Source organism: Arthrobacter sp. TB 26, assembly GCF_000427315.1.
Classification (GTDB): Bacteria; Actinomycetota; Actinomycetes; order Actinomycetales; family Micrococcaceae; genus Arthrobacter.
In genome coordinates this window covers 1-10,636 of record NZ_AUPJ01000189.1, presented here as the reverse complement: position 1 = coordinate 10,636, position 10,636 = coordinate 1, and the positions used below count along the sequence as shown (strand labels likewise).

The window sequence follows — 10,636 nt, the reverse complement described above, 5'->3', positions numbered from 1 at the left end:
CCCGCCGGTGAAGAGGCGGACGGCGAGCAGCACAAGCGCGGCGATCCCGACCAGCAAGAGCACGCCCCAGAGCCACATCCAGCCGATACCGTTCCCGTAGTACCCCATCATGGCAAGATCCCTTCGCCCGCAGCCGTGCCTATCCCTACACCTATACTCCGCCCGATACCGGGCGGAGTATAGGGTCCTAAGTCGCGTTTCCGGATGCGCGGCCCTGCAGGAAGGCCTCAGCTGATCAGCAGGCTCAGCGCTTCGGTGAGGTGCCCCACTTCGCGCACCGAGAAGCCCGCGGGAATCGGTCCCGCACCGTTCGGGCTTGCCGGTACCACGGCATGGGTGAAGCCCAGCCGGTGGGCTTCCTGGATCCGCTGGTTGATGCCGGGGACAGGGCGCACCTCGCCGGCCAGACCCACTTCGCCGAAGGCGATGAGCCGCTCCGGCAGGGGTTTCCTGGCCTTCGCGGAGGCCACGGCCAGCGCGACGGCGAGGTCCGTGGCGGGCTCGCTGAGCTTTACGCCGCCCACGGTTGCCACGTAGGAGTCGTCCTTGCTGAGCAGGCAGCCGGCGCGCTGCTGGAGCACGGCCAGCAGCATGGCCACCCGGGAACTGTCCAGCCCGCTCGTGGCCCGGCGCGGCTGGGCGCTGGAGCTTTCGGCCAGCAGGGACTGCACCTCGGCCAGAAGCGGGCGGCGCCCTTCCAGGGTCACCGTGATGCAGGTGCCGGAGACCGGCTCCTTGGTCCGCGAAACGAAAAGCCCGCTCGGATCGGCCAGGCCCACAATCCCGTCCTCGTTCAGGTCGAAACAGCCGACGTCATCGGTGGGGCCGTACCGGTTCTTGACCGCCCGCAGCAGCCGCAGCCGGGAGTGGCGCTCGCCTTCGAACTGGCACACCACGTCCACGAGGTGCTCGAGCAGCCGGGGCCCGGCGATGGAGCCGTCCTTGGTCACATGGCCGACCAGCAGGGTGGTCATGTTGCGGCGTTTGGCGGCGGCGATCAGGGAGGCGGCAACCTCACGGACCTGCGAGACGCCGCCGGCGCTGCCTTCGACGTCGGCGCTGCTCAGCGTCTGCACGGAGTCTACGATCAGCAGGCGCGGCTCGAGCTTCTCCACCTGGCCCAGGGCCTGGCCGAGGTCCGTTTCGGCGGATAGGTACAGGGATTCGGCGACGGCGTCGATCCGGTCCGCGCGGAGCTTGACCTGCGCGGCCGATTCCTCGCCCGTGATGTAGAGGACGTCCTGCGCGGTGCGGGCGAACTTGGCCGCGACGTCCAGCAGCAGGGTTGACTTGCCGACGCCGGGTTCGCCCGCCAGCAGGATCACGGCACCCGGGACCAGCCCGCCGCCGAGCACGCGGTCCAGTTCGTCCACCCCGGTGGGCAGGAAGGCCGCGGTGGTGGCGTCCACCTCGGAAATCCGGCGGGCCGGCTCCAGCACGGTGGTGGCCGCCGTCGTTCGCGCTACGGCGCCGCCGGTTTCCTCCACGCTGCCCCAGGCCTGGCACTCGCCGCAGCGGCCCACCCACTTGGCCGTGGTCCAGCCGCATTCAGCGCATTTGTAGCCCGGCGCCTTGGTGGCCCGGGAAGTCTTGGTAGCCATTGCTCCACCCTATCGGCGCCCTGCGACATGCACGCCCCCGCGCCGCGGCACGGGCCCCGGCAACTGCAGCGGCAACTACAGCGGGGGAAGGATATCCCTGGCTTCCCGGGAGTCGACCCCGGCCGCCTCGAGCAGGTCCACCATCAGCGGACGGAACAGCATGACCACCGTTTCGCCCTCCAGCCGCTGCACGTCCAGCAGCCTCGGGTGCAGGCGGCCGGCGATTTCCCGCAGCTCCGTCCGGGCCGTCCGCAGGTGGGCGCGGCGGACGCCGTCGTGCACTTCCGCCAGGCCCAGGGAGAGTTCGTCGACGGCGTCGGCGGTGTCCTGCAGGACCTCGGCGATGTTCTGCGTGGCCTCGTCGGACAAGGCCGCATGATTGATGGCGCTGGTCAGGCGGCGGGCAAAGACCCGGCTGTTGCGCAGCGCGAGGTCGATGTAGTCGAGCGACTGTTCCATCTGGTCCAGCTCGTCCCGGTGCCTGCGGTAGGCCGGCGCCAGGGTCGCCACCTCGCCGGAGGCCCGCAGCGACTGCCGCATGGCATCGACGAGCGGCTGGCAGTTCCGCCCCCGGATCAGCGCATGCCAGGCCTGGGTGGAGTCGCTGTAGCTCAGGGCGGAGGCACATTCGCGCAGCACCTCGGCGAGTTCGTGCAGGAGCTTCTTGACGTCCGTGCGGGGTTCCCGGCGCGGGTCCTTCGGGATCAGGATCGTCACCAGCAGGGCGAACACCCCGCCCACGACGGCGTCGATGCTGCGGGTGAAGGGACCTCCCGCCGGCGCCGGCAGAAGCACCACCAGCAGGGACTGCAGCCCCAGCTGGGTGGTGAAGATCGTCCCGCTGTCCAGGAACCTCGCGAGCAGGATCGAGAACAGTAGCACGACGGCGGCCTGCCACATCCCGGCGCCCAGCCAGTGCAGCAGCAGGTCCCCGACCACGATGCCGATGGTGCAGCCCAGGCCGACCTCGATCACGCGGCGCAGCCGGGGGTCACGGGAAAAGCCCAGCGAGATGAGGGAGGACGTGGCGGCGAAGAGCGGGCCGCTGTGGCCCAGCACGTACTCGGCGAACGCGTAGGCGCCAACGGCGCAGGCAGTCATCTGGATGGCCGGCACGAGGGAGTTCCGGCTCCGGACCAGGCCGGTGCGGACCCGGCCGCGCAGGAATCGGGCGCTTGCGGAAAGTCCAATAGCGGAGGCCATGCGCACCAGTCTATTGGGCCGTTGATCCTGCAGATCGTCGGCGCGGACCCCTACGGCTGTGACACGGCTTACGCAATGGGGGCCCGGCGGATGTAAGCCAATGTCCCGGCGTCGTTAACCCTCTGTTCATCTCGGACGGCAATTCTCTTCATCTGGGGCACCTAGTTTCAATAGAGGTACAAACCGTACGCATCTTTGCCCGGGCTTCTCCGGCCCGGCTCGCACAGAAAATCCCTGGAAGGGGCACATCTCAGTGAAGGCACTCCGCTTCGGCCGCAACTCGGCTATCGCTGTCATCGCAGCTGGCGCTCTCGCGCTGACCGCCTGCGGTTCGGACAACGCAACCAACACGGCCCAGTCCGCCGCGCCGTCCGCTTCGGGTCCCGCGGTTACGGGCACCCTGACCGGCATCGGCTCCTCCGCGCAGGGCGCTGCCATGGACGTGTGGAAGACCAATTTCGCCTCCGCAAATCAGGGCGCCAATGTGCAGTACTCCCCGGACGGCTCCGGCGCAGGCCGCAAGGCCATCCTGGACGGCTCCGCCCAGTTCGCCGGCTCCGATGCCTACCTCAAGGATGACGAGTACGCGAGCTCAAAGACCACCTGCGGCCCCGAGGGTGCCCTCAACATCCCGGTCTACATTTCCCCGATCGCCGTGGCCTTCAACCTGCCCGACGTCAAGGAACTGAAGCTCGACGCCGCCACCGTCGCCAAGATCTTCCGCGGCGGCATCACCAACTGGAACGACCCGGCCATCGCCGCCATGAACCCGGACGCGAAGCTCCCGGACCTCAAGGTCACCCCGGTGAACCGCTCCGATGACTCCGGCACCACGCAGAACTTCACCGATTACCTGGCCGCCGCCGCTCCCGAGGTCTGGACCGACAAGGCTGCGGGCATCTGGCCCGCAGCACTGAAGGGCGAGAACGCCAAGGGCACCTCCGGCGTCGTCAAGACCGTGACCGACACCCCGGGCGCCGTAACGTACGCCGATGACTCCGCCGTGAGCGGCAAGCTGGGCGTCGCGCAGATCAAGGTGGGCGAGTCCTTCACGAAGATCTCCGCCGACGCTGCCGCGAAGGCAGTCGACGCCGGGAAGCCGGTTGAGGGCCGCACCGCCAACGACCTGTCGATCAAGCTGGACCGCACCACCAAGATCGAGGGCGCCTACCCGGTGGTCCTGGTTTCCTTCCACGTCGTCTGCAGCACCTACGCTGACCAGAAGACCGCGGACCTGGTGAAGGCATTCGAAAGCTACGTCGTCTCCGACGCCGGGCAGAAGGCAGCTGCTGAGGCCGCCAAATCCGCCCCGCTGTCCAAGACCCTGCAGGACAAGGCCCTCAAGTCCATTGAGAGCATCAAGGTAAAGTCCTAGGGTTCCCTAGCGCTGACAGGCATAGTGGAAACACCAGCCTGATCCTGGTTCCCTGTCCCGTTACGGCTGTCACCGACGGCCGTAACGGGACAGGGAACCAATGTGTTTGTCCGAAGTACACAAAGATCTGAAGGATCGTGAAGTGACCACCACCTCCCTGACTACGTCCCGGGGCGCGGGCCGCGCCGGCGATAAGGTCTTTTCCGCAGCCACTTTGGCCGCTGGGTGCCTGATCCTGGCCGTGCTCTTCGGAGTAGCGATCTTCCTCGTCATCCAGGCATTCCCCGCCCTTGTGGCCTCCCCGGACAAGATCCAGGGCGGCGAAGGCTTTTTCGCCTACATCTGGCCGATCGTCATCGGCACCCTGATCGCAGCCGTGATCGCCCTCGTGATCGCGACACCGGTCGCGATCGGCGTGGCGCTGTTCATCTCGCATTTCGCCCCGCGCAAGCTCGCCTCCGGTCTGGGTTACGTGATCGACCTGCTGGCCGCCATCCCGTCCGTGGTCTACGGCGCCTGGGGTGCTGCGTTCCTCGCCAAGGAAATCTCTCCGGCCTACAACTGGCTGGCCAACAACCTGGGCTGGCTGCCGATCTTCCAGGGACCGGCGTCGGCCACCGGCAAGACCATCCTCACCGCGGGAATCGTGCTGTCCGTCATGGTCCTGCCCATCATCACGTCGCTGAGCCGCGAGATCTTCCTGCAGACCCCCAAGCTGCACGAAGAGGCCGCGCTCGCGCTTGGTGCCACCCGCTGGGAAATGATCCGGATGGCTGTGCTGCCGTTCGGCCGCCCGGGCATCATCAGCGCCGTCATGCTGGGCCTTGGCCGCGCCCTCGGCGAGACCATGGCTGTCGCGCTGGTGCTGTCCTCCGGCGTGCTGACCGCGAGCCTTATCCAGTCCGGGAACCAGACCATCGCCGCCGAAATCGCGCTGAACTTCCCCGAGGCCAGCGGCCTGAAGGTCAACACGCTGATTGCCGCCGGCCTGGTCCTGTTTGTCATCACCCTCGGCGTGAACATGATTGCGCGCTGGATCATCAGCCGGCACAAAGAATTCTCGGGAGCCAACTAAATGACCTCCACCCTGACCCCCGTCAAGAAGCGCTCGGCCCTCACGAAGGGCCAGCTGCCGAAGTGGGCCCCCTACCTGGTTCTCGGCATAGCCGTGGTTCTCGGCGCGGCCGTCCTGGCCCTGATCGGCTTCAACGCCCTCGGCTGGGGCATTGTCTCCGCAGTCTTCTTCGCCATCGGCCTCGTCGGCTGGAGCGCCGCCGTCGAAGGCTCGCGCCGCGCGAAGGACAAGCTGGCCAGCTGCCTCGTGGTGGGCTCGTTCCTGATCGCGCTGCTGCCCCTGTTCTCGGTGATCTGGACGGTCCTGGTCAACGGCCTGCCCGGCCTCACGGACCCCGGCTTCCTTTCCACCTCGATGAACGGCGTCACCGGGGCCTACGACAACAAGAGCGTCGAGGAAGGCGCCCCCGTGGTCGGCGGCATTTTCCACGCCCTGATCGGCACCCTGCTGATCACGGTGATGGCGACCGTCATCTCGGTTCCCGTGGGCCTGCTGGCCTCCGTTTACCTGGTGGAGTACGGCAATGACCGCCCGCTTGCCCGCGCCATCACTTTCTTCGTGGACGTCATGACCGGCATTCCCTCGATTGTGGCCGGCCTGTTCGCGGCCGCCTTCTTCTTCGCCGTCGTCGGACCGGGCACCAAAACCGGTGCCGTCGCCGCCGTCGCCCTCTCCGTGCTGATGATCCCCGTGGTGGTCCGCTCGAGCGAGGAAATGCTCAAGATTGTCCCCAACGAACTCCGCGAGGCGGCCTACGCCCTGGGCGTGCGCAAGTGGCGGACCATCCTCAAGGTGGTCATTCCGACGGCGATCTCCGGCATCGCCTCGGGCGTCACCCTCGCGATCGCCCGGGTGATCGGCGAAACCGCCCCCATCCTGGTCACCGCGGGCTTCGCCACCTCGATCAATTACAACGTGTTCGGCGGCTGGATGGCCTCGCTGCCCACCTTCATCTACACGCAGATCCTCAACCCGACCTCGCCGTCCAACCCGGATCCGTCCTCCCAGCGCGCCTGGGGCGCCGCCCTGGTCCTCATCATCCTGGTGATGCTGCTCAACCTCGGTGCCCGCCTGGTTGCCCGTATGTTCGCCCCCAAGACCGGCCGCTAGCCCGGCATGGCGACCCCATTCTTCAGCCCGTACCTCCAGCAAGTGAAGGAACATCATGTCTAAGCGCATCGACGTCAAAGACCTGAACGTCTACTACAGCAAATTCCTGGCCGTCGCAGACGTCAACATCAACATCGAAGCCAAGTCCGTCACGGCGTTCATCGGGCCCTCCGGCTGCGGCAAATCCACCTTCCTGCGCACCCTGAACCGGATGCATGAGGTAATCCCCGGCGCCCGCGTCGAAGGTGAGGTGCTGCTCGACGGCGACAACCTCTACGGCCCCGGCGTGGACCCGGTCACCGTCCGCTCGCAGATCGGGATGGTCTTCCAGCGTCCCAACCCGTTCCCTACGATGTCCATCCGCGATAACGTGCTGGCCGGCGTGAAGCTGAACAACCAGAGGATCTCCAAGGGCGAGGCCGACGCCCTGGTGGAACGGTCCCTGCAGGGCGCCAACCTCTGGAACGAGGTCAAGGACCGGCTGGGCAAGCCCGGCTCGGGCCTCTCCGGCGGCCAGCAGCAGCGGCTCTGCATCGCCCGCGCCATCGCCGTGGAGCCGCAGGTCATCCTGATGGACGAGCCCTGCTCCGCGCTGGATCCGATCTCCACGCTGGCCATTGAGGACCTCATCAACGAGCTCAAGGACCAGTACACCGTGGTGATCGTGACCCACAATATGCAGCAGGCCGCCCGCGTCTCGGACAAGACCGCGTTCTTCAACATTGCGGGCACCGGCAAGCCGGGCCGGCTGATCGAATACGGCGACACCCACACCATGTTCAGCAACCCGACCGAGAAGGCCACCGAGGACTACGTTTCCGGCCGCTTCGGATAGCCCGGTTCATCGACTGCTCCGCAGGTGCCGTTTTGAGCCCTCAAAAGGGCACCTGCGGAGCAATCGATGAGTCCCTAGAGCTCCGCGAGCGGTGACAGGGACAGGGCCAGCACGAAGGCCGCTGCCGCGGTGGCCACCGGCGTGAGCACCCAGAACATCAGGATCCGGATCACCATTTTCCGGTTGGTGGCCGGGAACCCCTGATTGCTGCCGGCACCCAGGACGGCCGACGTGACAGTGTGCGTGGTGGAGACGGGCCAGTACAGCCCGATCGCGCCTATCAGCAGGATGGCCGAGCTGAACAGTTGCGCGACGGAGCCGCGCAGGGGATCCATCCGGATCAGCCGGTAGCCGATGGTGTAGGAAATACGCCATCCGCCGGCCAGAGTTCCCGCGGTCAGCAGGGCCGCGGTGAACAGTGCCACCCAGACCGGCATCTCCCGGCCGTCCGACAGCCCGGATGCCAGCAGGGCAAGGACCAGGACGGCGCTGGTGCGCTGGCCGTCCTGCAGGCCGTGGGCGAACGCCACGGCGCCCACAGCAATGCTCTCCGCACGCCGCGAGCGGCCGTTCACGACGTTCGGCGGCGTATACCGTGCGGCCCACGTCGCGGGCCACACCAGCAGGTAGGCGCCCACGAAGGCAATCACCGGTGAGAGCAGCAGCGGAAGCACCACCTGGGAAAGCAGGGACGTGTCAACGCCGCCCACGGCGTGCCCGCCGACGGCCACGCTCGCGATCCCGGCGCCGGCCAGCCCGCCGACCAGGGCATGCGTCGAGGACGACGGGATGCCCCGCCACCAGGTGTAGATGCCCCACAGCACGGCACTGAGCAGGCCCGCCATCAGGATGGTCAGCCCGTTCGCCCCCTTGGGCAGCTGAACCCAGGTCTGGCTGACGGCAAGGGCCAGGGCGGCGCTCAACCCGGCACCGACGAAGTTGAACAATGCGGCCAGCAGCACGGCGATGGTGGGGGTGAGGGCACGGGTCCGGACGGCCAGCGCCACCGCAGCCGAGGCGTCCCTGAAACCGTTAAGGAAGGCGAATGCCCCGGCGAAGACCACCACCAGGGCAAACAGGAACATGGTCACGTCAGGATTCCTTGACGATGATGCTGCCCACCTGGGTCGCGATTCTGCGCATGTCCCTGGTGACTCCCACAAGCTGGTCGGCGATGTCCCGGTTCCGCGCATACCGGGTCGGCTTCATTTCGTTGAGCATGTCCGCCACCCAGACCCGGTGGGACCGTTCGGCGCGCTTGGACAGGCGGAGGACTTCGATCCAGTAGTCCTCAAGGTCGTCCAGGTTGTCCAGCCTCCGCATGGCGTCCACGGTGAGCTCGGCCTGCCTGCTGATGATTTCCAGCTGGTCCGCGGCACGTTTGGGCAGGCGGTCCAGCTTGTAGAGGGACACCAGGTCCGCGGCGGCATCGAGCTTTTCCATCGCCTCATTGAGGAACCGGGAGAGGGCATACATGTCCTCGCGGGGGAGCGGGTTCACGAACGAGGTCCGCATATGCGTCAGCAGCGCGAAATGCAGCTCCGCGGACTTGGCCTCATGGTTGTGCATGTCCTCGACCAGCCGGTCATTTTCACTGGCCGGTGCGCCCAGGATTTCCGACAGGGTGCCCGTAGCGAGCACAATCTGGCCTGCAAGCTGGGCGAGGAGGTTCAGCCCGGCGGGCTCCTGGGGGAAAAGGCGCAGCTTCACGTGTGATTACCGGTCTTCGGGAGGGAGGTGCACGGCCGTTGTCTGCCGGGCGTGTGAGGTGATGATGACCCGCGCATGAGGATTACTTTACCGTCCGGCCTAAAAGCGCCGGAAAGGGCGCCCGGGCGGCCCGGGAATATGACGGCGCCCCGCTGGGCAGGTCCGGCAGCGGGCCGCTCACGGGGCATGAAAATGGTGCCGAACCGGATACGCCTCTCGGCGGTAGGCCGCTCTAGGCGGCTAGATGTTGAAGCCCGGGGGTTTCGCGGTTCGGCACCGCTTTTAGTTTTCTACGAGCTCGGGGACAAGTCAACATTGACAGTCCGTGTGCGGCGTGCGTACCGGGTGTCCGGCGGCAGCACGCCTCCTCAGTCCAGCTCGCCCAGGCGCCAGGCGTTGGCAGCATGTTCGAGGTCCTCCGCGGTCTTGACCAGGAGGTGCGAATTGCGCGTGAGCTTGCTCGCGTGGTTCTCGTTGCTGTGCTCGGCGCCGTCGGCGAGGGTGGCCTGGCCCAGCGCCACCACGCGGCAGAACGCGGCAGAACGTTCCAGCGCGACGTCGAACTCGCCGTCGAACGCGCCGGAAAGGATGGCGTCCGCCATCGACTTCATCTCCTCCGCTCCGGGCGGCTCGGCGGCGCCGGCCACCACGTGCGATACCTGGGCGGTGTCCTTGCCTGCCCTGAAGTAGACGGAGATCCGCTCGGGATCCTGGATCGTGGCGGCGCGGAGTGCGTACAGGCGCCAGAGGGCCCCCGGAAGCGAGCGTGCCGGGCTTTCGGCCCACATTTCGGCGATGGCTTCCAGGCCCTGTTCATCGGCGAGCTTCACGAGACGCTTGGTCACGACGGGGTCGTCACTGTCGCGTCCGCGGCGCACGAGTGCCTGGGCGGCGAGGTGGGCGGCTTCGGAGACGCGGGCAGGATCGGCCCCGCCCGCGAACGGCTCAAAGTCAATGGGGGCAAAGGGCTTCGGCTTGTGGTGCCGGTGCGGTCCGGGGGCGCTGGATCCTGCTTGCTCGCTCATGCCACCACGCTACTCCAGTGCTGTCGGGGAATCGAGCGTGGAGGCCACCGCCCCCGGTCCGCAGGGCGACAGTCCACGGCGCACGACGGCGGCGTACCCGCCCCGTGCGCAAAATGCGCCCGGGTCTGGGGTACAGTATTAACGTTCAGAAATGGACTGGGCTGATCAGCCCTTGGACTGCGGATTTATCCGCGGTTTGGGGTCTTCAGTTGGGGCCTTTAGCTCAGTTGGTAGAGCATCGGACTTTTAATCCGTGGGTCGTGGGTTCGATCCCCACAGGGCCCACCCGCGGAGCAGGCCAGAGGCAGTTGTCCTCTGGCCTGCTTCTGTTTTAACCGTCCCCCATGCCGGCAGCTTTCATCCGGTTGAGCCGACAAAAATCCACGATGGCCTAGTAATCAGTTCGGCTAGTATTGCCGGATGAATGCGCACAGCCCCACCGGATCCGGGTATTGGTACGGACCCGACGACAGGCTCGACCCGCCCGGCGCCGTCCTGCAGGCGCTGCGCGAATACCGCAATGTGGAAGTCGCCCGGCGGCGGTCCACGCGGGACTCGATGGGGATGGGCGAGACGGACCTGCTGGCCCTGAGATACCTCCTGCGCACCCAAGCCGACGGCGAGCAGGTGGGGCCCAAGGACCTGAGCCGCGTCCTGGGGATCACCACGGCCTCCACCACGTCGCTAATCGACCGGCTCGTG

9 protein-coding genes, 1 tRNA gene and 1 pseudogene are annotated in these 10,636 nt (G+C 67.0%); 6 read left to right on the top strand and 5 right to left on the bottom strand.

Annotation, left to right across the window (positions count from 1 at the left end; all coding sequences use genetic code 11):
- Window positions 1-227 precede the first annotated feature (227 nt).
- On the bottom strand, window positions 228-1,601 hold the full coding sequence (radA, locus tag K789_RS0106575) for a DNA repair protein RadA (protein ID WP_024366064.1): 1,374 nt from the start codon (window positions 1,599-1,601) through the stop codon (window positions 228-230).
- 75 nt (window positions 1,602-1,676) lie between these two features.
- Window positions 1,677-2,804, bottom strand: coding sequence for an FUSC family protein (locus K789_RS0106570; protein ID WP_024366063.1), 1,128 nt, complete (start codon window positions 2,802-2,804; stop codon window positions 1,677-1,679).
- 253 nt (window positions 2,805-3,057) lie between these two features.
- Between K789_RS0106570 and pstS the strand changes: the two genes are divergently transcribed.
- From pstS to pstB, 4 genes are all read left to right on the top strand, one after another.
- Window positions 3,058-4,179, top strand: coding sequence for a phosphate ABC transporter substrate-binding protein PstS (pstS, locus tag K789_RS0106565; RefSeq protein WP_024366062.1), 1,122 nt, complete (start codon window positions 3,058-3,060; stop codon window positions 4,177-4,179).
- A gap of 142 nt (window positions 4,180-4,321) precedes the next feature.
- On the top strand, window positions 4,322-5,254 hold the full coding sequence (gene pstC, locus K789_RS0106560) for a phosphate ABC transporter permease subunit PstC (protein ID WP_024366061.1): 933 nt from the start codon (window positions 4,322-4,324) through the stop codon (window positions 5,252-5,254).
- Window positions 5,255-6,364, top strand: a complete 1,110-nt coding sequence (gene pstA / locus K789_RS0106555; RefSeq protein WP_024366060.1) for a phosphate ABC transporter permease PstA — start codon at window positions 5,255-5,257, stop codon at window positions 6,362-6,364.
- Window positions 6,365-6,419: 55 nt separating this feature from the next.
- Entirely contained in the window at window positions 6,420-7,199 is a 780-nt protein-coding gene (pstB, locus tag K789_RS0106550) for a phosphate ABC transporter ATP-binding protein PstB (protein ID WP_024366059.1), read from the top strand.
- A 74-nt stretch (window positions 7,200-7,273) separates the two neighbouring features.
- Here the strand turns inward: pstB and K789_RS0106545 are convergent, their stop codons facing one another.
- From K789_RS0106545 to K789_RS0106535, 3 genes are all read right to left on the bottom strand, one after another.
- The gene (locus tag K789_RS0106545) at window positions 7,274-8,290 is read right to left on the bottom strand and encodes an inorganic phosphate transporter (RefSeq protein ID WP_024366058.1); all 1,017 of its coding nucleotides are present in this window, start codon (window positions 8,288-8,290) and stop codon (window positions 7,274-7,276) included.
- Window position 8,291: 1 nt separating this feature from the next.
- A complete protein-coding gene (locus K789_RS0106540; RefSeq protein ID WP_024366057.1) occupies window positions 8,292-8,909 on the bottom strand; it encodes a DUF47 domain-containing protein in 618 nt (205 codons plus the stop codon).
- A 368-nt stretch (window positions 8,910-9,277) separates the two neighbouring features.
- A complete protein-coding gene (locus tag K789_RS0106535; RefSeq protein ID WP_024366056.1) occupies window positions 9,278-9,934 on the bottom strand; it encodes a hypothetical protein in 657 nt (218 codons plus the stop codon).
- Window positions 9,935-10,146: 212 nt separating this feature from the next.
- Between K789_RS0106535 and K789_RS0106530 the strand changes: the two genes are divergently transcribed.
- Both K789_RS0106530 and K789_RS0106525 read left to right on the top strand, forming a co-directional pair.
- Window positions 10,147-10,219: transfer RNA gene (locus K789_RS0106530), tRNA-Lys, on the top strand.
- 135 nt (window positions 10,220-10,354) lie between these two features.
- Window positions 10,355-10,636: pseudogene (locus K789_RS0106525) on the top strand (MarR family transcriptional regulator); the annotation flags it as partial.

Excerpts from the sequence above, each read along its gene's own strand:
- radA (WP_024366064.1), bottom strand. The coding sequence starts at position 1,601 with ATGGCTACCAAGACTTCCCGGGCCACCAAGGCGCCGGGCTACAAATGC.
- K789_RS0106570 (WP_024366063.1), bottom strand. The coding sequence starts at position 2,804 with ATGGCCTCCGCTATTGGACTTTCCGCAAGCGCCCGATTCCTGCGCGGC.
- pstA (WP_024366060.1), top strand. The coding sequence starts at position 5,255 with ATGACCTCCACCCTGACCCCCGTCAAGAAGCGCTCGGCCCTCACGAAG.
- pstB (WP_024366059.1), top strand. The coding sequence starts at position 6,420 with ATGTCTAAGCGCATCGACGTCAAAGACCTGAACGTCTACTACAGCAAA.
- K789_RS0106535 (WP_024366056.1), bottom strand. The coding sequence starts at position 9,934 with ATGAGCGAGCAAGCAGGATCCAGCGCCCCCGGACCGCACCGGCACCAC.